The sequence below is a fragment of the Paenibacillus silagei genome, assembly GCF_017874735.1.
Lineage (GTDB): Bacteria > Bacillota > Bacilli > Paenibacillales > Paenibacillaceae > Paenibacillus_AQ > Paenibacillus_AQ silagei.
The window spans coordinates 67,216-91,630 of the sequence record NZ_JAGGLV010000023.1; the positions used below are offsets into that span (position 1 = coordinate 67,216).

Consider the following 24,415-nt stretch of genomic DNA (forward strand, 5'->3'; position numbering starts at 1 on the left):
GAAAGAGGAGAATACATGAACAAGAGGAACGTTGCAGATATCTATGGATTATCCACCATGCAGGAAGGCATGCTGTTCCACAGCTTGAAAAGTGAAAGCAGCAGCATGTATTTGGAGCAATTCTCGTGCAAATTACACGGGCAGATTAATTTCGAATATTTTTGGGATTCCTGGCAGAAGGTCATTAACGATCATTCCGCTCTAAGAACCGCCTTTGTCTGGGAAGGTGTGAAAAAACCTGTTCAGGTAGTTCTGAAGCAATGCGAATGCAGCTACATTCAGTATGACTGGAGCAATCTGCCGCTTGAAGAAATCGGGCATGATTATAGCACGTTTCTTGAAAATGATCGAATGATGGGTTTTGAACTGGACAAGGCTCCGCTGATGAGGTTTGCTCTAATTCAGATTACTGAAGACAGCTATTATTTTGTCTGGAGCTTTCACCACATCATCATGGATGGCTGGTCACTGCCTCTGGTACTGGAGGAAATGTTCGGGAATTATAAAGCGTTCATGACAGGGGAAGCGCCGGCGAAGAAAAAATCCGCATCATTTAAGGACTATATCCATTGGTTGCATAAACAGGATGCCGAGGTCTCCAGACAGTACTGGAAAGACAAGCTTAAGGGCTTCGAGGAAGCTTTGCCTCTGTATACTGAGTCTGTAGTGGAAGAGCAGAAGGGGGAGACCCGTAAACTCTCCTTACGGCTTTCAGAGGATATACATCATTCTATCGAGCAGATATCTAAAAATAACGGGTTCAGCGCCTATCAACTGTATAATCTTGCCTTTGCCATCCTGTTGAGTAAATACAGTGGAAAAGAAGATGTCGTCTATGGGACGACTGTGTCGGGAAGACCTGCGGAATTAAAAGGTATCGATCAAACCGTAGGCATCTTTATCAATACCATTCCGGTTCGTGTTCAGTTGGATGGTAACCTTACCTTGCTGGAGTGTCTGGAGAACCTCACACAGGATCAAATCAGCCGCAGTCCCCATGAATATATGTCGTTGGCTGAGATCAGCAGCGCCCATAATCTGCCTCAGTTATTCCAGAGTATTTTTGTATATGAGAATTATGCCAACGCTCAGGCTTATAAGGATATCACAGAGTTCTCAATAACAGAGCTGCAATTAAGAGAAGAAATCAATTATCCGCTGGCCTGGGTGGTTAAGCCGGATCACGGAATCCTTGTGGAGACGATCTATAATTCCGCTTATTTCAGCGACAGGATCATTGAAGAATTTCAACGGAGCTTCATAACGATTTTGGATGAAATGGTCCTTAAAATAAATGAAGCTATCCGCACGATTCAACTGCTTCCATCTGAGCAGAATACAGATTTCAAAGCAGGGAAGGCAGTATCCGCCGTTGTGAACTTGCATAACCAGCCTATCCCTCAGATATCAGCTTCCGCTATACCGCGCGTTCTGATTGTTGATACATATGGTCACCCGCTTCCGGATGGATTCGAGGGCAGTGTATGGACGCCGGATCAGACCGCTTCCGGGTATATGGGCCGTTATTATGCAGATGGAACGTTAATGATTAATGAGACCTTAAGCACCAGCATGGTAATTGGCGGAATCAAACGTGATTTGCCTGTGCTGGAGCGTGCCCTAAGAGCGGAATCATTAGTAGAAGACGTGAAGATGCTTCACCGTTATAACAGGAAGGGTGAATCCAAGCTTGTTGTCTATTATGTGGAGCCGGTGACGGATGCTGTAGTGGAACAAGCGGCATTCGATGAAGAGCGAACCGGAGCCATAAGAAGTGCAATCGCCGACAGATTGTGCATCTTGCTTGACTTAAATAAGAAGGATTGTCTGGCAGCAACAGAGTTCGTTCCTGTGTCAAACATTCCTTATTACAGAGATGGCGTTGTCAAAATCAATGATCTGCTCGAACTGGAAATTATTAATGACAACCTCATTCAGCGCTGGAGCAACTTAGTGATCCCGGATGAGCAGAGCGCTATGAGTGATTCTCCTGTGAAGTTCGTGCGCAAGGCTCTAAGAATCAGCCGGGATAACGTGCATATCTCCGATTTGGCCGAGCATTTTTCTTTTATTAAGAAGAAGAGCTCCGGCAAAACGGATAACGTTGAAGTGGTTGAAGCCTGCAAGGAAGAGAGCGGCGCTGACACACAGCTATCACTCATTGTTGGAGAAGAAGTGATCATTCCTGAGAATACCGTCTTTGATCTGGGTTATTACATCAAACGGGCTGCCGATCAAGCTCCTGAGGATTATGGCATCCGGTTCGTTAATTATGATGGCAGCATTGAGTTTGCTAACTATAAGCAGGTCTACAGTGAAGCCAAGGCTATCTGCTGCGGTCTTATCGAAAGAGGATTGCAGCCTGGGGACAAGGTCATCTATCAGATGGATAACAACCGGAATTATGTAAATACCTTCTGGGCTTGTATGTTAGGCGGCTTTATCGGAATTCCGGCTACGGTAGCTGCTTCTTATAAAGAAGATAATGCAGTGATCCGCAAACTGTTGAATGCTTGGAAAATGCTTGAACAGCCTGTGATTGTGACGGATGAAGCTCTGGCTGAAAGTATTCGCAGTGTTCCCGGAGTTCTTGGCGGCGAAGAAGAGTTCACCGTCTATTCCGCTGAACAATTGATGAACAGCCGGGAACTAGAAATCACCTACGAGGTGAAGCCGGATGATGTAGCGCTGCTGCTGCTTACCTCGGGAAGCACAGGAATGCCGAAAGGAGTTATGCAGACCCACAGAAATATTCTGAGACGCACGATCGCCGCCTGCCAAAATAACGGGTTTGGTCCAGAAGAAGTGACCTTTAACTGGATGCCTATGGACCATGTGGGCGGAATTGTAATGTGTAATGTAAGAGACATCTATCTGCATTGCCAGGAGATTCTGGCACCTGTTAATTATATTCTGGAAGCTCCGCTCCGTTGGCTTACGCTGATGAGTGATTTCAGAGCTACGAATACCTGGGCACCCAACTTCGCCTTTAATTTGATTAACAGCCTTGAGGGTGGAATCAAAGAACTGAATATTGACCTGTCTGCCCTGCGATTTATAACCAACGGCGGAGAAGTGGTGGTGGCGCGGACCGCACTGAAGTTTAATGAAATCCTTAAGCCATATCATCTGGATAAGTCGGCAATGATGCCGTGCTTCGGGATGTCCGAGACTTGTTCGGGTTCCATATATTCCACGGATTTCGGTCATGATGTAGTGAAGAAGGAGGATAGCAGTGTAAGTGTAGGCAGACCTCTTCCAGGGAACAGCATCCGTATTGTCGATGCTCAGAATGAATTAGTGCCTCTTTATACAGAGGGACGCTTTCAGATGGCCGGGGTGTGTGTTACACCGGGATATTACAATAACCCCAAAGCAAACGCCGAAGCATTTACGTCAGACGGCTGGTTCGATACGGGGGATCTGGGGATTATAACCGACCGGGGACTTACCATTACAGGCAGGGCCAAAGACATCATTATCATCAATGGTGTCAATTATAATAATTCGGAAATTGAGGCCATCCTTGAGGAGATTGACGGGGTTGAAGTATCCTATACGGCTGCGGTATCAGTCAAAGCAAGCAGTTCACAAGAGGAAGTATTAGCGATATTCTTCCATCCGGTATCTATGGATGCCGTGAAGCTCAAAGGAATCATCAAAGAGATGCAAAAGGTCATCACTTCAAAAATCGGGCTTGTTATTGAATACATCATTCCTCTGGCTAAAAAAGAGATTCCAAAGACAGGAATTGGTAAAATTCAGCGGATTCTGTTAAGAGATTCCCTGCTTGCCGGCAAATACGATGCTGTCCTGAAAAAACTCGAAATCGTCAGAAATAAGAACACCGTAAAGCCATGGATATTCAAGAAAGTATGGAAGCCGCTGAGCTTTAAGCTTGAAGAGGGCACCGTACCCTGCGTCAATATCCTGGTGTTTGAGGACCGCCACGGATTGGCGGGTGAATTCATAGAAGGTATGGGACTGGATGAGACCAGGGTCATATCGGTCAAGCAAGAGGACTGCTTCCAGGTATATGACCGGAATCATTATGGCTGTGATTATACCCGTTATGAGGGCTGCAAAGAGCTGTTTGACTATTTTAAGCAAATCGGGTGGAAGGCCGATCATATGATCTATCTTCCCACTTATCAAATCAACGCTAGCGGAGATACAGATATCTCAAGCAGTAACCAACTCGGTGTCTTTAGTCTAATCCACTTACTGCAGGTATTGGCGGACAATGACCTATGCGCTTCTACAAGCCTGTATGTGGGTAGCAGCAATGTGTTCCAGGATGCAGGCGGTCTGGAAACCCGTTATGATAATGCCGCATTAATCGGCTTCATGGCTACTCTGGATACGGAGAATACGGGTTTACGATCGCTGCTGATCGATTTGGAAGGCAGGGATATCAAGCAGGATGCCCGCTTATTACGCGCTGAGATTATGCACGGAGAGACTGCCGTGAAGGAAATCAGTTACCGTGACGGCAGGAGATTAACCTGGAAGCTCCGGAATGTGCCTTTACGGAAAGCAGAACCCAAGACAAGGATCAAACAAGGCGGAAATTATGTGGTAACCGGGGGCCTTGGGGGCATCGGCACAAAAATCTGCAGTCAGCTCATTGAAAACTATCAAGCGAATCTTCTGATCCTGGGAAGAAGCGATCTGGGGACTCTTGAGGATAATGATAGCAGAGTTCAACATTACAACCAATTAGTTGCACTAGGAACTTCCATCAGTTACCGGCAGGCGGATGTGTGTGTGCTGGATTCCATCGTTCAGGCGGTTGAAGATTATGAGCAATCGAAGGGAATTCAGATAGACGGAATTATACACCTTGCCGGGAATTCAAGCTACCAACGGCATTTTGATAACCGGGATTCATACCTGATTACGGAAATCGGACAGCAGACTTTTGCCGAAGAATTCGATGCTAAGGTCTATGGTGTGCTGAATCTGTTTGAACTCTTGAAGAGCAGAAAAGCTGCGATGCTGATCACTTTCTCTTCGGTGACCTCGCTGCTCGGAAGTGCGACCTTCAGTGCCTATGCGGCAGGAAACAGCTTCCTGGAAATGTTCTGCCAATATGCAGCCAGCCAGTTAGGGTATGCAGTGAAATGTATCTCCTGGACGATGTGGGATAAGATCGGAATGACTGCGGGCAGCCTGCAATCCATTAACAGCCTCAGTGAATCCATCGGGCAGCACGTGATCAGTGAGCAGGATGGCTTGTTATTCTTTGAAGCCCTGCTGAACCTAGGTGACGACATGGTCTATGTAGGAATTGACGAGAATAATGTGCATATCAGCCACAGAATCGATGAGAAAGTGTATGCCAAAGAATATCTTGCTGTCTACAGGCAGGAAGATACAGAGGCTCTTCTCCAGCTTGAGAACGCCAAGGTCCTAGATGATTATGGCGCGGTAAGCACGCTGAAGATGCTCACGGTCAATAGGGATGGCGAAGTGATCGAAGAGGAACAAGCAGAGCCATATGTAGAAGCGTCTACAGATGCTGAGAGAATCATAAGCAACATTTGGTCCGAAGTATTATCCGCCGGGAAGATAGGGATGAATGATAACTTCTTTGAGCTTGGAGGACATTCCTTAAAGGCAACCCAGGTCGTCTCCAGAATTAAAAAAGAATACGGGATCGAATTTGCCATCAATGACTTATTCTATCATCCGACCGTTGGAGCGCTGGCTAAGCTTGTGGAAGAGAGAGTTCGCCCGGTTACGGATTCCAAGGGGGAAAATCCCCTTCCAAAATTATCTGATGAAGAGAAGAAACAGGGCATACCGGCTTCTTATGCCCAGCAAAGACTTTGGTTCTTAAAACAATATGATGAAGAAAGCGCGTTTTACAATATTCTGGAGACCATCAGGCTTAAAGGCGAGCTAAATGTCCCCTGCCTGCAGCAGGCTGTTACAGAAATCGTCAAGCGCCATGAAGGACTCAGAACGACCTTCGACAACATTGAAGGGCAAATTATGCAGGTTCTGCATGATGTGGATGCCGTCTGTATCCCTCTGCAGAATCTAACGCATGTGGAAGAAGAGGCAAGAGAACAGGTAATTACCGAACTGGCAGATGAAGAAGTACATCAGGAATTTGATTTCAAAAACGGACCATTAATCAGATGTAAGCTGCTTAAATTCGCCGCAGATGAGCATGTTATTTTCCTCACCATGCATCATATTATTTCCGACGGCTGGTCTATGGGAGTCTTTGTACATGAATTCGTCGAGCTATATGATGCTTTAGTGAATCAAAAGCCGGCCGAATTACCCAAAATTGAATGGCAGTATGCGGATTATACCCAGTGGCAGAGGGACTGGTTCACCGGAATGGTTAAAGAAGACCAGTTCGTATATTGGAAGAACAAACTCAAGGATGTTGCTACCATGGATATACCGTCGGATTACGACAGACCCAAAGTACAAACATTTAATGGGAAAAAGGACTTTTTCGTATATAACAAGAGCATGATGGACCGGGTGAATGAACTGGCAGAAACTACGGGCGCTACACCCTTTATGATTTATCTGGCGGCGGTCGATGTCCTGTTCGCAAGATATACCGGACAGGAGGATATCGCCATCGGAACTCCGATTGCCAACCGTACGCGGATGGAAACAGAGAATACGATCGGATTTTTTGTGAACACCTTGGTGCTACGCAATGATTTGTCAGGAGATATTTCCTTCTTGGAATTGATTGAACGGGTAAAGACAAGTGCACTGGAGTCCTATGATGCGCAGGATATGCCGTTCGAGATGCTGGTGGACGAATTGGAGCTGGAACGCGATTTAAGCAGAAACCCGTTGTTCCAAGTGATGTTCTCCCTTCAAAATGAAGCACTGCCAGATTTCAAGCTGCCGAATCTTGCGATTACCAGAGTGGAAACAGACAATAAATCAGCAATGTTCGATTTCTGGATTTCCATGAGAGAGCTGGAAGACGGAGTTCACACCTTATGTGAATACAATACGGATATTTATAAAACAGGCACCATACGGAAGATGATGCGGCATCTGGAGAACATTATCAACAGCCTATGCGCAGATCCCTATCAAAAAATCAGGCAGTTCAATTTCATGGATAAAGAAGAAATCAATGAAATCCTCTATGAGCACAATAAGACGGATTATACATTTGAGAATGAATTATTTATCCATGAATTATTTGAAGAACAGGCTGCCTTAAGACCGGATGCACCGGCGCTGAGATTCCAGGGAGACACGCTTACGTATCGGGAATTTAATATGCGGGTGAACCAAGTCGCCCATTATCTGATTGCGCAGGGAATAGGGACCGAGGATTTCGTTGGTGTGTACGCAGACCGGTCCATTGAAATGATGGTAGCTGTCTATGGGATTCTAAAAGCAGGCGCGGCCTATATCCCTATTGATCCAACATACCCCCGGGACCGGGTAGATTATATGCTACAGGATTCTGAGGTTAAGCTGGTGCTGTACTGCATGGACGAGACCGATGCGCTTGCGGGAATCCGGAAGGTGGATTTGCGGGATAAGGAACTGTTCCTGCCGATGAGTACAGATAATCCGGGAGTACAGGTTGAAGGTACCCACGCGGCATACATGATTTATACCTCAGGTTCGACAGGAAAGCCTAAGGGAACGATTAATATTCACAGCGGCATCCGAAACCGTATTGTATGGGGTCAAAGAGAATTTGGGATGCAGCCGGGAGATCGGCAGGTGCAGAAGACGCCCTTCAGCTTTGATGTATCCTGCAGCGAGATTTTTTGGGCGCTTACGGTAGGCGCCTGTCTGGTTATAGCGAAGCCGGAAGGGCATAAAGACGTGGAGTATCTCGCTCAGCTGATCAGGGATGAACAGATTACCATCGCTCATTTTGTTCCTTCGATCCTGAAGCTGTTCCTGGAGCATCCCGGAGCCAAGCAGGCAGGAAGCAGCCTGAGAAAAGTGTTCTGCAGCGGGGAGGCATTGCCGTACCGGTTAAAGGAACAGTTCTTCCAGACCTTCGATGCAGGTTTATACAACTTGTATGGCCCTACCGAAGCCTCCGTTGAAGTATCTTACTACGATTGCAGCGAGCAGCTGGATAAAGAGATTGTGCCGATCGGCAAGCCCATTTCCAATGTACAGCTGTATGTACTGGACGAGTACATGCATCCCGTTCCTTACAATGTGAGCGGAGAGCTATTCATTGCCGGTGTGAATCTGGCCAGAGGATACTACAAACGGGACGACCTGACAGCCGAGAAATTCATTCCGAATCCGTTCAGTAAATATGTGGGTGCACGGATGTACCGGACCGGTGACATTGTCAAATTGCTGCCGGACGGCAACATCAGCTTCATTGGACGCGCTGACAATCAGGTCAAAGTAAGAGGACTGCGCATTGAATTAGGGGAAATCGAAAAGGTGATTCAGTCCCATCCTTCCGTTAAGGATAACGTAGTTATAAACCTAGAGGATGGAAATGATGTAAGAATCGTGTCCTATATTGTCCGTGATGTGAATTATAGAGAACAGGATGTCATGGAGGAGAGCAAGGAACAGGTCACCCAGTGGGAGTCGATATTCGATAATGCGTACAACAAAGAGGAAACGATTCAAGATTTCAGCTTAAATACAATCAGCTGGAACAGCAGCTACACCGGGGAGAAGCTTGGGATCCCGGAAATGGAAGAGTGGCTTACCGATTCCGTAGATCTGATTAAGAGCTTTAAGCCGCGGAGAGTACTGGAGGTCGGTTGCGGTACAGGGATGATTCTGTTCAAAATCGCCCCGTTATGCGAAGAGTACGTGGGTATTGATCTATCGAGGATAGGCCTCGATTATATCGAACGGAATTTGGACCGCTCCATGAATGTCAGACTATATCAGAAATCGGCTGATGAGCTTGGCGAGCTGCAGAATGAGACGTTCGACACCATTATTATCAACTCTGTCATTCAGTACTTCCCGAGCGGAGCGTACCTGAATGAGGTGATTACTACTCTTTTAGGCATGCTGAACAAAGAGGGGACCCTTTTTATCGGTGATGTACGTTCCCTGCCGCTGCTGAAGAGCTATCATACTTCGGTGGAATGGTATAAGGCTCCTGCGGATACCACCGTGCAAGAATTAAACGACCGGATTAAGAATTCCATTACAGCGGAGAATGAGCTGCTGGTAGACTCCAAATATTTCTTGAGTCTTAAGGACTCCCTGGAGCAGGTAGAGCATGTCTCCATTCTGCCTAAAGTAACAAAGTTCGAGAATGAGATGAGTAAATTCCGCTATCAGGTAGTGATTCGGACGAAAGAAGCGGAGCAACTGGACAATATCGTTCAGTTCAGCTGGCGGAATATACAAGCGGAGCAGGGGCTCCAGGATATACTCACCGGGCGGCAGGATGACGTTATTGTAATCCATGATGTCCAGTTCGATAAGCTGGTTCATGAGAACAAGGTTGAGTCGCTGCTGAATGACGATGCGATACAAGCTGCAACTGTCCGTGAGCTGAGAGAAGACGTTAGAGAGCTTCAACTGTATGCTCCAAGCTTATATGATTTGCTCGTGCAGGATGGCGGAAATTACCGGCTTCGCGCTTTGTGGAATGGTCATGGCGAGAGCGGAGATTATCAATTGATCTTGTTCCATAAGAATAAATATGGACCGGACACCTGTGCCTATGATTATGAAGTACCGAATTTTATCCGCTTCAATGAGGACCAAAGTGTATACTTCACCAATCCTCTGGAGTGGAAAGATAACCACAAGTACATTCCTGTCATCAGAGAACATATCAGAAGTCAGTTGCAGGATTATATGATTCCATCGTTCTTTATTGTCTTGCCGGAGATGCCGTTATTGCCAAATGGCAAGCTGAATAAGAAGATGCTTCCGGAGCCTGGAAGGTTAAGAAGAAGCGTAATGAATGAATTTGTAGAAGCAGCGAATGACAACGAAGCCAAGGTCAAGCGAATATGGGAAGCCGTCCTGAATGCCCGGAACATTGGCGTCAATGATAATTTCTTTGATATTGGCGGCCATTCGCTGCTTGTGGTTCAGGTCTATTACAAGATCAAGGAGAGCTTTGATACGAATATTACAGTGGTGGATATGTTCAAATACCCAACCATCCGCAGCCTATGTGAATATCTGGAGGAGACAACGAGCAGCTATGCCGAAGTCGCTTCTGCAAGTGAAGTGATGGAGACAGAGAAGGAAGCCATGAAGGTAAAGAGGAAGCGCCTTAAGGAGCTTTTGAAAAGATAGGTAAGGAGTACTTATATGGAGACTAAGAAGGATAAAATCAAATCCTTATCAAGGGAACAGCTCGCAGGACTAATTACAAAGTCCAGAGACAGCAAGAAAAGTGATATTGAGCGGGTGGCCAGAACCTCGAATGCGTTCAGCCAGTCCTTTTCACAGCAAAGACAATGGTTTATGGAGCAGTTCATGAACGGTGGCGTATTTAATGTCCCGCAGTCCTATCGGCTCAAAGGCGATATAAGACTTGATATTCTGGAAGATGTGCTCAATGCAGTCGTTGAGAAGCATGAAAGTCTTAGGACAGTGTTCAACACGATAGATTATATCCCGTCACAGATTATCAAGCCGTATGAAAGATTCAAGCTGGATATTATTCATTTGGAAGAATACGACGGTGCGGTGAGGGACGCAAAGATCCGGGAGGTTAACAGTGAAATTGCAAGACGGCCTTTTGATTTGACTGTAGGTCCTTTGTGGCGGTTCTATGTGCTGATATTGTCTGCAGAAGAAATCGTCTTAACCCTCTCCCTTCATCATATTATCTGTGATGGCTGGTCCTTTGGTGTAATCATGAATGAAATTGCCAGTGCCTATCGGGACAGGCTTCACGGACAAGTTACCCGTTCATTGCTGCAGGTACAATATGTCGATTATTCGGAATGGCAGCGTAAAAGAATTGAAGGCGGCCAGCTGGATGATCAGCTGGAGTATTGGATTGGCAAGCTTAAAGATGCACCAAAGGCCATTCATTTACCCTACGATTATAGAAGGGGCAGCACGCAGACTTATCGGGGAAGGACGGAATACTTTTTCATTGAAACAGAAGCAGTGAAGGCAATGAGCGACAGATGTGTGCAAATGAATGGCTCGATGTACCATATGATGATGTCCGCGCTAACCCTTCTGATGCATGGCTACAGTCTGGATAATAAGCTCTGTATTGGAACACCGGTTGCCAACAGAAACCAGCTTGAATTGGAGAAATTAATCGGCCTATTCATTAATACGGTAGTGATCCAAAGTGAAATAGCCAGCAGCATGACCTTTGCAGAGTTATTCACCCAGGTTAGAGACCATTGCATGGAAGCCTTTAATCATGCGGAGATTCCGTTTGAACAAGTGGTAACGGGCCTAGATATTGAACGTCAGATGCAGCATTCACCAGTGTTCCAGGTGCTGTATGTTCAGACCGAGGAGTCGATGCTGAGTGTTAGTATTCCGGGAATTGAGGTTGAAGTACTCCCAGTATCGGTAGAGACGGCACAATTCGATTTGTCGTTGTACGCAACCATTCTGAAGAATGGAATATCTGCAGGGTTCGAGTACAATACGGATCTGTTCGCCCAGGATACCATTCTGCAGATGATTGAGGATTTCAAGCTATTAATCCAGTTGATTACTGAGAATCCTGACCGGACCATCGGTGAATTCGTCTCCTCTCTATCGCGTAAGAAAGTAGTGATGACGGTCGTCTCCTCCTTCGAATCCGGGCCGGTAGGAGAGCCGATGGAATTCTGGCTGGATAAGCTCCGGATCGACTATAAGCTGCAATTCGCACCATATAGCCAGGTGTTCCAGCAATTGATTGATGATACGGGACTGTTATGCAGAAGCAGTCAGGGCATCGGCATCCTGTTACTCCGTTTGGAGGACTGGATTCAAGGCATGGATGCTAAGGATGCTAGGCTTGAAGCCGTGCTGACGGACAATGCGAACCGGTTCATCCAATATGCCTGTAGCTTTGTGAACAAGCATCAGTCCAAGGTCATCCTATATCTGTGTCCGGCATCGGATAAAGTCAATCAGATGAATGAAACAAAGCGGCTCATTCAACAGTCGGAGCAAAAAATAGCTGCGGAATGTGCGAAAAACGGGAATATATCTGTACTTCATGGAGACGAAATCGCTGTGAAATATAAGCTTAGTGAGTATAACGACGGTCTTGGTGATGAAGAAGGGCATGTTCCTTATTTAAGAGAGTATTACACGGCGATGGGCACAGAACTGGTCATGAGTATTTACAATACAGCACTGCAGTCAACGGGCTGAATGATGAGAGGATGCTGAAGTTATGACTTTAAAAGAGATTGTTGCGGATATTCTGGCCATACCGGACAAAGAAACGATTCACGAAGACTTGTCACCGCAAAATGCTCCGGAATGGACAAGCCTGAAGCATATCAAGTTAATCACAACTATTGAAGATACCTATAAGGTGAAGTTCTCCTTCAAGGAAGTAAAAAGCCTGAAAAATCTTGCCGCCTTTATAACGGTCTTAAAGAGCAAAGGAGTAAGCAATGAAATCTTTGAATAATGCCATTGCCGGGCAGGCGGTTCTGGCGGGAAGCACTAGTGATCATGATCTGGAAAGAATGCTGTTGATCCGTCAATATGAGCTATCGGTCCTCGGGCTTTTTTCAAGCGGACATGTCACAGGGACCACTCATACCTGCATGGGACAAGAATATATCCCGGTAGCGTTGAATCCGTTCATTGAAGAAGAAGACTTTGTGATCAGCAATCACCGGGGGCATGGGCATTATATTGCCAGATATGGGGATGCCCAGGGCTTGCTGGCAGAGGTCATGGGCAAACAAGGCGCCGTATGCAATGGAATCGGAGGAAGCCAGCATATCCGCAGAGACCGTTTTATATCTACAGGGGTTCAGGCCGAAGGCATAGCGGTAGGCACAGGCATCGCCTGGAGTTATAAATACAAGCAACAGGATAATCTGGTATTTGTCTATATTGGAGACGGAACCTTTGGCAGGGGCTGCGTGTACGAAAGCTTGAACTTTGCCGGCATATGGAATCTCCCGATGGTTATCGTTGTAGAGAACAATGGAATAGCAATATCAACCCAGCAAAGCTACAGCATGTCGGGAAGCATAGAAGGCCGGGTACGTGGGTTCGATCTTGATTATCTGTGCATCCGGAGCAAAGCTGTTAATGAAATAAGAGAACAGACTGGTGACGCTATACACCGTGTCCGCAAGGAATCCAAACCCCTGGTCATTGAATTTATAACAGATCGGGTCGCGTCCCACAGTAAAGGCGATGATACTAGAAGTGCTGATGAGCTTGAAAGAGTCCGGGAGAATTACTGGTACAACCAAATGAAAGCCAGCGATAAGGCAAGGGTAGAAAAGCTTGAAGAAGGTGTCCGGAATCAAATGCAAACGCTGCAGGAACTTGTCATACACAGAGAGGGAGCGGAATGGGCGGACTATGAAACAAGAAAAAATAAATGAGAATTTGAGACATGCCATTCATCAACTGATGTGTGAGGACGAGGCAGTCGTTGTAATCGGGGAAGATGTACGTGAGCCTTATGGGGGTGCCTTCAAAATCAACAAGGGATTATCTGATGATTTTCCGGACAGAGTGATTGGCACGCCGATAAGTGAAGAGGGATTTGTCAACATGGCAAGCGGAATGGCAATCATGGGCCACAAACCGATCGTGGATATGATGTTTTCGGATTTCACTACATTGTCATTTGACCCTTTGCTCAATTTTGCGTCCAAGTCCGTAACCATGTACGGGGACAAGCTGGATCTCAGCATGATTGTCAGATGTGCGAATGGCGGTTACAGGGGGTACGGACCCACACACAGCCAAAGCATGCAAAAATACTTCATGGGCATCCCGAATCTAAGCGTGTATGAGCTGTCTCCTTTCCATGATAATTATTATGTGTTTAACCGGATGCTTAGTGAGAAAAATCCTTGTATTTTTTTTGAAGAAAAAATAATATATTCCCAGTACAGGTATGAAAATGGCGTAATCGATGAACTTTTCAACTATTCCTTTAAAGGTGACCATGAGAACTGGGCAGTCGCCAGTATAGAAGAAAACAGTGTACCGGATGTTCTTATTCTTTGCCCCGGAGGCTTGGCTTCCATGTGCATGAAAGTGGCTGAAAAGCTGATTATGGCGGATGAAATTGAAGTTAAGGTAGCGGTACCTTCCAAGCTGTATCCCTGCGGAATCGAGGCCATTATTGAAGATGCGGTTGCAGCCGGCAAGATTCTCATTGTGGAAGAGGGGACCAGCGGGCATACCTGGGGCGAAGGAATAGCGGTCAAATTATATCCATATCTCAATAAGCAGAAGGATGGAGCCATTGAGCTCTTAAGTTCTTCTGACAGTATTATTCCCGCATCCAAGTATTATGAAAGCCAGGTACTGGTAGGGGAACAGGACATTTATGAAAGTGTACTGAAGCTGATGAAAATCGCTAAAGAAGGATAACGGAGGCGGGTATGAGACCAATTGTTGTTCCACAGTTAAATGCGAATGATAACAGCTGCTTGATCCAGAACTATTATTGCGCTGAGGGCGAATTCATTCATTCCGGTGATCTAATTACCACCCTGGAGACCTCCAAGGCAGCTATTGATATCGAATGTGAAGCAGACGGCTATTTTTATCCTGCGGCTAAAGAACAAACTGATGTGAGAACCGGCGAGGTTATTGCCTTTGTTTTTGAGTCCCTCCAAGAGATGAATACATACAAGGAATTATCCGTGGGCAGTGCCACAGCAGAAAGCACGGCCAGTTACAAACTTTCCAATCAGGCAGAAGCGTTTGCCGCGTTGCACCAATTTTCGCAGCAGGAGCTGTCAGCCTTAAATAAGAAATTGATTAAATTAAGTGACTTGGAAGAGCTGCTGAAGCAAAGAATCGATGGAGATGAGGCCCGGATTCTCTTGAGTAAGAATCAAAAACAGGTCTCTAAAACAGTAGCCGAATCGCATAAGAATATTCCAAACGCATTTTTATTAATGAAAGTATATTGTGATGAAGCTCTAACCGGAATGCGGGAAATCGGTGAGCAGCTTGAGGTCATTGTGGGGTTTGGAGAAGTATTACCGGTGCTGCTGGTATCGATCAAGGATGAATTCCCGTTAATGTACGGAAAGCTGAAGGATGAAGATACATTTATTCCTGCTGCTGAAGTCAATGTCGGTGTGACCATCGATGTGGGGACAGGTCTCTACATTCCGGTAATTAAAGCTGAACATGCTGGAAGGATTGAGCATACTGCAGAAATAATGATGGAATATAAATATAAAGCCTTAAGAAGCAGTTTTGCTGAAACGGATCTGATGAACGGAACGATAACGATTAGTCTGAATACAAGCGCCGATGTTGTCAGCGTCATTCCCATCATTCTGCCGGGACAGACCGGGATGATCTCCGTGGGTGCGGTAATGAAGGAATTGGTCCTGAAGGAAGGGACGGTGGCAGAAAGAAGCTATATCAATCTTGGCCTGGCGTACGATCATCGTGTAGTGAACGGATTCTATGCGGTCGAATTTTTGGCGCGGCTGAAGAGCAAGCTTGAACATTTTGAGATCAATGTGTAAGGTGTGAGCCCGGAAGTGGAGAGTGAAGGAGGAGGATGGAGTGAGTGACATGCCGCACAATATTTATATATTGTCCAGCTTCACTGCTGATTTACTGGAAGACTATCTTGAAGAAGATATCAAGGAACTCGGGCTTCAGTCCAAAATTGAAACCGGACCTTATAATCAGATTATATCCCAGTGCATGGACCCGGACAGCTTATTATTTCAGAAGAAACCGGATTATTTAGTCATCTGGACCCGGTTGGAAGATATTATAGGCCGGAAAGATTTCTATCGGAAAGAGAGCTTTAATTCATGCAAGGCTGATCTGTCAATGTTGATCGAAGCCGTTCTGCAGGCCAAGGCGGCACTCCGCTGCAAGCTGATTTTTATGCTCCCTCCTGTCTATGAGAACAGACCTCTGGGGGTCGGTGACCTGCAAATTATGTGCGGTGCAATGGAAACGTCCATGATGCTGCGAAAGTTTATGATGGATAAGCTTAGATTCGTTGAAGGCATATACCTGGCAGACGGGGAAGAACTGATCCGCAGATACGGCGCAGATCAGAGCTATCACATGGGCATGTATGCTTTTGCCAAAGCTCCTTATGTGAATAGCATCTACAAAGAGGCTGCAAGACAGATTAGCCGAATCATCAAGCTGGATCTGAGCAATAAGCGCAATATCCTTGTCTTTGATGCGGATGTCCTATTGTGTGAGCAAGAGGAACAAGAGGGACACGCAGTTCTTCATCAATTGGATGAGCAAAGAGTGGTTACGGATGATTCCTACCTTTTATTTCAGCGCTATCTGCAGGAACTTGTAAGCTGGGGAAATGAAATCATGCTGTGCTCAAGATCCGCTCCAGGACAATTGAATGCCATATTGGACAGGGAAGATCTCATCCTCACTAAGCAAGAATGTAAGTATATGAGCTGTGAGTGTGAAACGATAACAGAAGCAATCCTGCAAATACATAGAGAACATGGCGTTTCACTGGATCAATTCATTGTACTGGATACGAAAGAGCTGTACCTAAACGGAATACGCCAGCTGCTGCTGCCGGAGGATTCTACACTTTGGATGCAGAGCGTAGAGGCCTCGGGGATTCTGGATTATATATCCGCTGAAGCTTCCCGTTACAGCAATGGCGAAGATGTCTTGGCAGACAACACTGAGGAATACAGTCTGGAGGAATTCCTTCAATCCATCCAGCTGGAAGTGTCTCTACGGGAAATCAATAAGCTGCAGGCCGAACAGATCGAGCATATCCTCCATAATACCAAAGACTTCAACCTGACAGGATTACTATGGACACAGGAGGAAATCATCGGAGCGCTTAACGGGGATAATCAATTGATTTATTCCGTAAAGGTACAAGACAGATTTGGAGATTACGGCATGGCCGGTACCATCATTGGGACAGTTGATAAGAAGAGCTTCAAGGTTGACGCTCTGCTCTTAAATTGCCGGGTGCTCGGTAAAAATGTTGAATATCATTTAATGAAGGAATTAGCCAATAGAATTAGAGAACACCAGTGTGACTCTATAGTGTTCCACTATCAATCCAGCGGCAGGAATGAGAGTGCGGCTCAATTTCTGGCCAGGATTACCCGCACCGACTTGAAGCGTGTTCACACAGGTGAAGCCCTGACAATTTCTTGTGAAAAGCTCGAGGATTATGCGAATGAAGCACTCCACCCTAACAAAGCAGACCAAGAACCGGATATGCCAGACAAACCGCACAAGGCAGACCGCAGCTTTGACCCCTACCAGTTCATTTTCAACAGATGGAATAAGCTGGATGAAGCCGAAAAAGATCAAATTAACGATCTGGTTAGTCATACAAAGTCTATTGAAGAAATAATGAGGGCGATTGCGGATTCGAAAATGAAAACAAGAACAGGCGTTAAGGCTGAATATCTGCAGCCGAGAACGGAAACGGAGCAAAAAATTGCCGCCCTGTGGGCAGATATTCTTAACGTTGACAAAGTAGGAGTTTTGGATAACTTTTTCGAACTTGGCGGAACCTCCATCATGGCGGCCCAGCTCATTGTAAAGTTCAAGAATGCCTTTGATATGATGCTGCCGGTGCGGATTTTCTTCGACAGTTCGTCCATTGAGCAAATGGCGATGTATATTGAAGCGGTCAAAAGCGAGCAAAATAAACAGGATATCAATGAATCCGCCGTAAGTAATTTCCGCTATAAGACCCGGGAATTTTTGAAAAATGAGGTGTGGCTGGACGAGGGAATTACCGGAGCAAAGGAACTTCAAGCGTGGGATCATACCCGGATCCATAACATCCTTTTGACCGGTGTGACGGGATTCCTGGGGGCATTTCTGCTGCAGGAGCTTATCGCTATGACAGATTATCATATGGTGTTGCTGGTCCGTGCGGACAGTGTGCAGAGCGGCTACGACAGAGTTGTGGCTAATATGGAAATGTACAATTTATGGGACGAAGCTTACAGAAGCAGAATAGAAGTCTGCACGGGCGATCTTGCCAGACCTTTGCTCGGCCAACAGCTGCAGGATTTCAACGAATTGGCAGTCCGAATCGATTCCATCTATCATGCGGGCGCTATCACTAATTTCCTGGAGCCGTATAACAAGATTAAAGATGTAAACGTACAGGGAGTTCAGGAGATTTTACGTCTGGCATCCACTCATAAGTTAAAGCAGGTACATTACGTGTCAACTCACTATGTATTCTCTACGCTCTCACACGAAAACGGATATATCGCATACGAGGATAGCATTCCGTCCGATCATGAGGTGCTTGTACTGGGATATCAACAAAGCAAGTGGGTTGGCGAGAGAATAATGGCTCTGGCCAAAGAGAGAGGCATTCCGTTAAGTATCTACCGCGTCGGCAGAATATCCGGCTCCAGTACCACAGGGGCATGTCAAACCAGAGATATCATGTGGCTTATGATCAAAAGCTGTGTAGAGGCAGGAGTATTGTTCGAGGAGAATGTGAATATAGAATTTATTCCAGTGGATTATGTCAGCAAATCTATTGTAGCATTGTCCATCCAAGCGGGATCAAGCAACAAAAACTTCCATATTGTCGCTAGTAAAATGAACACACTAAACCAAGTGTATACCTGGATGAATTCGTACGGGTTCAAAGTTGAAAAAATGCCCTATGAGCAGTGGAAGGATGAATTGGTGGACAGAGTTGCCGAGAATCCTAATCTGAATACCACCAAGGCTATGCTGCCGTTCATTCCGGAAGATATGGGTGAATGGGATGTGGAAATTACGTATGACACTACCAATGTTACCAAAGGCTTGAGTGAAACCACCATCACTTGCCCAGAGGTAGGAGAGGAGGTGTTCAACCGTTATTTGGATTACTTTGTGAAGACAAAGTATTTTGAGTTAACACCCTGAGGGCAAGTGAATGATCTGAAAAGTTAACATTATATGATTTTATAGGAGGAACAATGATGAAGGAACGATTGGATGTAATGACAGCAAAAAAAATGAGCCTGTACACTAGCGGGATGTGGGTCTCTCTCCTCATAGGCTTGCTCTATGTGGGAATAGGTATTCTGATGCCTATTGATCCGGCGGAGAAATACAGAGGAACAGAATTCTATGAGCAAATTGCCGCCCATCCGTTTATTCCGCATTTATGGAGATATATCTTCGTAGCGATCGGTTTCTTGTCCATCTACTGGATATCGGCAGCAGTTTCAACATTGAGATCCAAAAGCTATGAATGGGAAGGCTTTTACAAATGGGTAACCATTGTTGGTTATGGCGGCGCCGGCTTGCTGTCCTTGGAGTGGATGAGAGAAATTTTTATTATGAAGGTTATGACTTTGTATTCCACAGGCAATGAAATGTACCGGGTAGCCTTGGAAGTAGCAGCTTTCCCGCTCGACCCTGACTTTATCTGGATGTTTGGCGGCTTTGGATTATGGTATCTGGTAACTTCGCTGTTGGCCAAAAGAAATCAGGTTTTCTCCTCCAAGCTCAACATCTTGGGCATTATCGTCGGACTGGATTTGATCATCACCATGGTTTTTGCCATGACAGACACAATCATTTATTTCGATGGCGGTCAGATGACTGTTATGCAGATTACGGCTCTCCTCGGCGGTATTATGGGGGCTGTGTATCACATCTGGATGTTCTTTGATATGAGAAAGAATCAAGCGCAGTTCGAAAAAAGCATGACTACCTTGCTGGAGCAAAAAAAGAGTGCGGCATAAACGCATGCAACCCGTCGTAACTAAAAACAGGCTCGGATTTTCTCTCAAGGGCCTTATTATTCTTTTGTTGGTATTGCTTCCTAATCTGCTATTTTACGCATTTGCGATTAACGGAACTGCCGGAACTGCGGCGGTCTTCGCCAACAGGGTTGAAATCATTAGTTATATTGAACGTGTTAGCCAAGTGTTACTTATGCTTGTATTAATTTTCCGCGTAAATAAAAGCTCCCCGTCATTGCAAAGCAGGTATGTGTTTGGAATGGCCGTATTTTTACTGCTCTATTACGCTTTATGGATTCGTTATTTTGCGGGCGGGATGGACTATACCTTGATCAGCGGGACTTTTTTCGTATTCATGGGGATGTCCGTCTTCCCGTCCGTGTATTTCGCTTTAGCAGAGAAATGGCTGGGGGATCATTTGGGAGTGGGGATCGCCATTACCTTTGGGGTATTCCATACCCTTAACACCTATCTGAATTTTGCAGCTTAATGAGAATAGTGGAGGGTAACATGAAACAAGAGGTTAAACCATGGTTTTTTTTCAAAAGAAACGCGGAAAAGTCCGAAATCAGATTACGCTTGTTTTTGTTCCCTCCTGCGGGCGGGGATGTGTCAACCTTCCTGCATTGGGAAGAACAGATGCCGGGAGATGTGGAGACCTGCTTGGTCAGGCTGCCGGGCAGAGGGGCCAGAATAACGGAGCCGGCCATTGATAATGTGGATATACTTACAGATCTATTGCTCCAGGAAATGAAAGAGTACACTGATGTGCCCTACGTGTTGTTCGGTCATAGCATGGGAGGGCTGGTCTCCTATGAGCTGACGCAAAAAATATATAAACAGGGGCTTAACTTACCGGAATATGTAATTATATCAAGCATGAAAGCACCCAACTATATGAACAAGTTCACGGAGAGTCTGACCGAAGACGGAAATGACAAATTATATCTGAAAAGAAACGCTGAATTTATGGATACTATCATCGGTCTTGGCGGAATCCCGGACGCTTTCAGTGAAAACAGAGAGTTTCTGGAATTAATCCTGCCTACCTTTAGAAAAGATATGAAAATGTGTGAAACGTATAATCCTGAGAATGCGCAAGCCGTCCCGGTGTCATTTGATATCTATGGCGGGAACCGCGATAGCATTGCTACTAAGAAAGAACTAGAGGGATGGAAGAAATACACCACCCAAAAATACGCACTCACCCTCTTCCAGGGGAACCATTTTTATTTCATGGATAATCCCAATATGCTTCTGTTCCATCTGCGCAATAAATTAATGGATATAGGGAATAAGCTTACGGATCAAACTCATAGAGAGTGGAGGATGAAAGATGAATGTAATTCAAATCGATAACCTGGTCAAAAAATTTGGTGACTATACAGCAGTAAACGGACTCAATCTGACCATCGAAAAAGGAGAGGTGTTTGGTCTGTTAGGCCCGAATGGAGCCGGCAAGAGTACCACGATTAATCTGGTATGCGGCCTGCTGCATGCGACATCGGGGAACATCAGGCTATTCGGAAATAAGGTGGAGGATGAGAAAAGAAAGCTTGGCTTTGTCCCGCAAAACATTGCCCTGTATGACAATTTCACTGCGTATGAGAACGTTAAGTTCTTCGGTGAACTGTATGGACTGAAGGGGAAAGGATTGGAGAATGGAATTGATGAAGCCTTGGAATTCACCGGCCTGTCCGATGTCAAACGTAAAAAAGCGAAGACATTCTCCGGCGGGATGTTAAGACGATTGAATATTGCCACTGCTTTGGTCCATCAACCGCAGATTCTTATTATGGATGAGCCAACGGTCGGGATTGATCCGCAGTCCAGAAACCACATCCTGAAGTCTGTCCAGCGGTTAAATGAGAAAGGCGTGACGATTGTCTACACAACACATTATATGGAGGAAGTTGAAGCGATCTGTAATCGCATAGCCATTATTGACAAAGGCCAGGTCATTGCTTCGGGTACAAAGAAAGAATTAACAGATCTGATCAGTGATAAGAAATCTCTGCAGTTAACCGTTGATGATGCTCTTGAACTGGATAAGGAAGCGATCTCCCATATTGATGGCGTGGTTAATGTGGAAATCAATGACAACCTGATCCAGGTGGAGTCGTTAAAAGAAAATGATAATTTGAATGCAATTATTGCATACGTAAACAGCAAAAATGTGAAAATCAGAAGTATCGGCACCACAGATGTTACGTTGGAAACCGTATTCCTGACATTGACAGGGCGCAAATTACGCGACTGACCATAGAGTCTAGAGGAAAGGAAGATCATATGTTTCAGATCATAAAGAAAATCATTAAAAATCAAATCAGAAATCCAAAGTGGTTATTATTCTTGATGATATTCCCTATTTTTTTAATGATTCTGATCGGTTCGATTCTAACGAGTGCTTTCTCCGATAAATCAAATCTGACCAAGGTTGACGTTGCGTTGCTCAATCAATCGGAAGGGATGGCAGCCGAGGTTATTGATGCCTTAACCACAGCTTCTGTATCCATCGAAAAAGATTACGGGATCAAAATGGGCTACACCGACTCAGAGAAAGAAGGAAAAAAAGAGGCGCGGGTGAACAAAAAAGTATTCGTGCACCTGGATAAGGAGAAGATCCTGGTCTACGGAAATGAATCGGAGCCGTTAAATACAGCGAGAGTGGTAGCCTTATTCCGCAGCGTGGCCAGCAGCATTCAGACGGTTAAGGAAGCCTATAAAATAGACGGGGAAAAAGCGATTGAATTGATTGGCGCGGATAATGCCACGTATGAAGTGCCTGTAGAGCTGATTCCCTCCAAAAGTGCCATGAGCTCCTATGATTATTATGGAGTGGTGGAATTAACGCTTATGGTGATGTATATGATGCTGATTCCCATTGGGGATCTGTTTACGGATAAAAGAACCAAAATCAAAGAGAGAATTTTACTTACAGGACTTAGCAGGGTAAAGTATTATTTCGCTTCGTTGGCTGCGTATTCCATTTTTGCCTTAGCGGTGTTCATTCCAGCCTTTATCTTCTCTATCACATACTTGGGAGTAAACTGGGGCAATTATTCTGTGCTCATGTACTTGTATATCGTTTTATTTGCCATATTCAATGTGGCGCTCGGCATGTTATTGGCCCAGTTATTAAAAGCCCGCGGCAAAGTGGATGTGATTCTGTCTGTGATTATCCTGCCGATTTTCTCCTTTCTCGGGGGATCGTATACCCCCTTCCCTTATGATATGGGCGGTGTTTTCGGCAAGATCCTGCTGGTCTCCCCGTTAAGATGGGTGAATGTCGGCATTTTCAAAAGTGTCTACGCGCAGGATAGTCAAGTTATCTGGGTAAGCTCTGCCATATTTCTCCTTTTAATATTCATCTGTCTCTTTATTGTGGTTGCTAAAGAAAAGAAGGAGGAATTAAGAGCATGAGAACATTTTATGCATTAATAAAAAATAACTTAAGAATTTCGATAATGCATAAACCGATTTCTTTTCTGTTAATGACCATTACTCCGATCATCGTCCTGATTATTGCCAGTAAGCTGGTCAGCTATTCCACAACCTTTGTTAACGTAGGCATTGCGGATGGGGATCATAGCCGGGCCTCGGAAGCCGTAACCCAAATTGTCGGCGGTCTTGAGGGCATTAAGGTCTTCTATATGGATGAGAATGAAGTGGAGGCTAATTTTCAAAGTAATAAAATCAATGCGGCTTTGGTCATCCGCAGCGGATTCCAGAATGGATTGTTAAATAATTCGATCGAGAAGCTAGTAGTGAAAGGAAATGAAGAGCAGAACGTCTATACCCTGCTACAGGCCATCCTCAAGAATCATTTGTTGAATTTACGTAACTTGGGCAAGATTTCTGGGGGGGATGCTGCTGTATTCGAGAATGCGGTAGGCAATTATATCGCCAGCTCTGAGTTTGTGGAGAAAAACTCTCTTAACGATTTGTATACGGAATACAACAATTCCAATATCTTTGTCGGTTTTTTGATCCTGTTCATTTTCTTCAATTCATCAGCTATAGCGAATGTAATCAATACGGATAGGGAGCGCAATATTTACGCCAGGATCTTCCTCTCTCCGGCCAAAGTATGGATGTATTATCTGTCCAATGTACTCTGTAATCTGGTCATCGTCGCCTTTCAAATCCTGGCCGCAGTCCTGAGCATGGAATATTTCACGAATACCTCCATTGGCGTGGAGCCCGGTGTGCTGTTTCTGATTCTCTTCCTGACGGCGTTGGTGGCGGTCTCCTTGGGGACGTTCTATGTTTCCATTACGGAAGAGGCGGATGCGGCTTCAATGATTTGCAATTTTGCGAACCTGCTGATTGTTATCCTGGGCGGCTGCTTTATTCAGGTGGAGCTGTTTCCTAAATTAATCAATGCCATTTCCTATATTTCACCGGCAAGATGGGCAATGGGAAGTATTCTGGATTTACAGCAAGGATTAACCTTGGGAGATATAGCTGGAAACGCGTTTTTACTTGGCGGAATGGCAGCGGTGATTCTAGCCGTGTCGGTAATCATAACCAGCAAGCGGGAAAAGAAATTCAGAAGTCTTTCCTAAGTGGCAACT

Annotated in this window: 13 protein-coding genes; all 13 read left to right on the forward strand. The window is 45.4% G+C overall.

Annotated features, from left to right (window positions below):
• Positions 1–15: 15 nt before the first annotated feature.
• The 13 genes from J2Z70_RS26165 (at position 16) to J2Z70_RS26225 (ending at position 24,406) form a co-directional block, all read left to right on the forward strand.
• Positions 16–10,260: a non-ribosomal peptide synthetase gene (locus tag J2Z70_RS26165; protein ID WP_209878036.1), complete on the forward strand. Its 10,245-nt coding sequence runs from the start codon at positions 16–18 to the stop codon at positions 10,258–10,260.
• Positions 10,261–10,275: 15 nt separating this feature from the next.
• Positions 10,276–12,306 (forward strand): condensation domain-containing protein, encoded by a 2,031-nt coding sequence (locus J2Z70_RS26170; protein ID WP_209878039.1) that lies wholly within the window; start codon positions 10,276–10,278, stop codon positions 12,304–12,306.
• A gap of 22 nt (positions 12,307–12,328) precedes the next feature.
• A complete protein-coding gene (locus tag J2Z70_RS26175) occupies positions 12,329–12,571 on the forward strand; it encodes an acyl carrier protein (protein WP_036725003.1) in 243 nt (80 codons plus the stop codon).
• Positions 12,555–13,508 (forward strand): thiamine pyrophosphate-dependent dehydrogenase E1 component subunit alpha, encoded by a 954-nt coding sequence (locus J2Z70_RS26180; RefSeq protein ID WP_209878041.1) that lies wholly within the window; start codon positions 12,555–12,557, stop codon positions 13,506–13,508. The genes J2Z70_RS26175 and J2Z70_RS26180 overlap by 17 nt, the downstream gene beginning before the upstream one ends.
• The gene (locus tag J2Z70_RS26185) at positions 13,417–14,511 is read left to right on the forward strand and encodes an alpha-ketoacid dehydrogenase subunit beta (protein ID WP_342593061.1); all 1,095 of its coding nucleotides are present in this window, start codon (positions 13,417–13,419) and stop codon (positions 14,509–14,511) included. The genes J2Z70_RS26180 and J2Z70_RS26185 overlap by 92 nt, the downstream gene beginning before the upstream one ends.
• Positions 14,512–14,714: 203 nt before the next feature.
• The gene (locus tag J2Z70_RS26190) at positions 14,715–15,629 is read left to right on the forward strand and encodes a 2-oxo acid dehydrogenase subunit E2 (RefSeq protein ID WP_209878045.1); all 915 of its coding nucleotides are present in this window, start codon (positions 14,715–14,717) and stop codon (positions 15,627–15,629) included.
• A gap of 559 nt (positions 15,630–16,188) precedes the next feature.
• Positions 16,189–19,011, forward strand: a complete 2,823-nt coding sequence (locus J2Z70_RS26195) for a thioester reductase domain-containing protein (RefSeq protein WP_209878048.1) — start codon at positions 16,189–16,191, stop codon at positions 19,009–19,011.
• A gap of 56 nt (positions 19,012–19,067) precedes the next feature.
• Positions 19,068–19,838: a hypothetical protein gene (locus J2Z70_RS26200; protein ID WP_036724996.1), complete on the forward strand. Its 771-nt coding sequence runs from the start codon at positions 19,068–19,070 to the stop codon at positions 19,836–19,838.
• Positions 19,839–19,842: 4 nt separating this feature from the next.
• Positions 19,843–20,328 carry a hypothetical protein gene (locus tag J2Z70_RS26205; RefSeq protein ID WP_209878050.1) on the forward strand — a complete coding sequence of 162 codons (486 nt, stop codon included), beginning with the start codon at positions 19,843–19,845 and terminating at the stop codon, positions 20,326–20,328.
• Between the two features lie 20 nt (positions 20,329–20,348).
• A complete protein-coding gene (locus tag J2Z70_RS26210) occupies positions 20,349–21,197 on the forward strand; it encodes a thioesterase II family protein (protein ID WP_209878052.1) in 849 nt (282 codons plus the stop codon).
• Positions 21,175–22,098, forward strand: coding sequence for an ABC transporter ATP-binding protein (locus J2Z70_RS26215; RefSeq protein WP_209878054.1), 924 nt, complete (start codon positions 21,175–21,177; stop codon positions 22,096–22,098). Before J2Z70_RS26210 ends, J2Z70_RS26215 begins: the two co-directional genes overlap by 23 nt.
• Before the next feature lie 29 nt (positions 22,099–22,127).
• Positions 22,128–23,261, forward strand: a complete 1,134-nt coding sequence (locus tag J2Z70_RS26220; protein ID WP_209878056.1) for an ABC transporter permease — start codon at positions 22,128–22,130, stop codon at positions 23,259–23,261.
• 71 nt (positions 23,262–23,332) lie between these two features.
• Positions 23,333–24,406 carry an ABC transporter permease gene (locus tag J2Z70_RS26225; RefSeq protein ID WP_209878058.1) on the forward strand — a complete coding sequence of 358 codons (1,074 nt, stop codon included), beginning with the start codon at positions 23,333–23,335 and terminating at the stop codon, positions 24,404–24,406.
• Positions 24,407–24,415 lie beyond the last annotated feature (9 nt).

Excerpts from the sequence above, each read along its gene's own strand:
- J2Z70_RS26165 (WP_209878036.1), top strand. The coding sequence starts at position 16 with ATGAACAAGAGGAACGTTGCAGATATCTATGGATTATCCACCATGCAG.
- J2Z70_RS26170 (WP_209878039.1), top strand. The coding sequence starts at position 10,276 with ATGGAGACTAAGAAGGATAAAATCAAATCCTTATCAAGGGAACAGCTC.
- J2Z70_RS26175 (WP_036725003.1), top strand. The coding sequence starts at position 12,329 with ATGACTTTAAAAGAGATTGTTGCGGATATTCTGGCCATACCGGACAAA.
- J2Z70_RS26180 (WP_209878041.1), top strand. The coding sequence starts at position 12,555 with ATGAAATCTTTGAATAATGCCATTGCCGGGCAGGCGGTTCTGGCGGGA.
- J2Z70_RS26195 (WP_209878048.1), top strand. The coding sequence starts at position 16,189 with ATGGGCATGTATGCTTTTGCCAAAGCTCCTTATGTGAATAGCATCTAC.
- J2Z70_RS26200 (WP_036724996.1), top strand. The coding sequence starts at position 19,068 with ATGAAGGAACGATTGGATGTAATGACAGCAAAAAAAATGAGCCTGTAC.
- J2Z70_RS26205 (WP_209878050.1), top strand. The coding sequence starts at position 19,843 with ATGCAACCCGTCGTAACTAAAAACAGGCTCGGATTTTCTCTCAAGGGC.
- J2Z70_RS26210 (WP_209878052.1), top strand. The coding sequence starts at position 20,349 with ATGAAACAAGAGGTTAAACCATGGTTTTTTTTCAAAAGAAACGCGGAA.
- J2Z70_RS26215 (WP_209878054.1), top strand. The coding sequence starts at position 21,175 with ATGAATGTAATTCAAATCGATAACCTGGTCAAAAAATTTGGTGACTAT.
- J2Z70_RS26220 (WP_209878056.1), top strand. The coding sequence starts at position 22,128 with ATGTTTCAGATCATAAAGAAAATCATTAAAAATCAAATCAGAAATCCA.
- J2Z70_RS26225 (WP_209878058.1), top strand. The coding sequence starts at position 23,333 with ATGACCATTACTCCGATCATCGTCCTGATTATTGCCAGTAAGCTGGTC.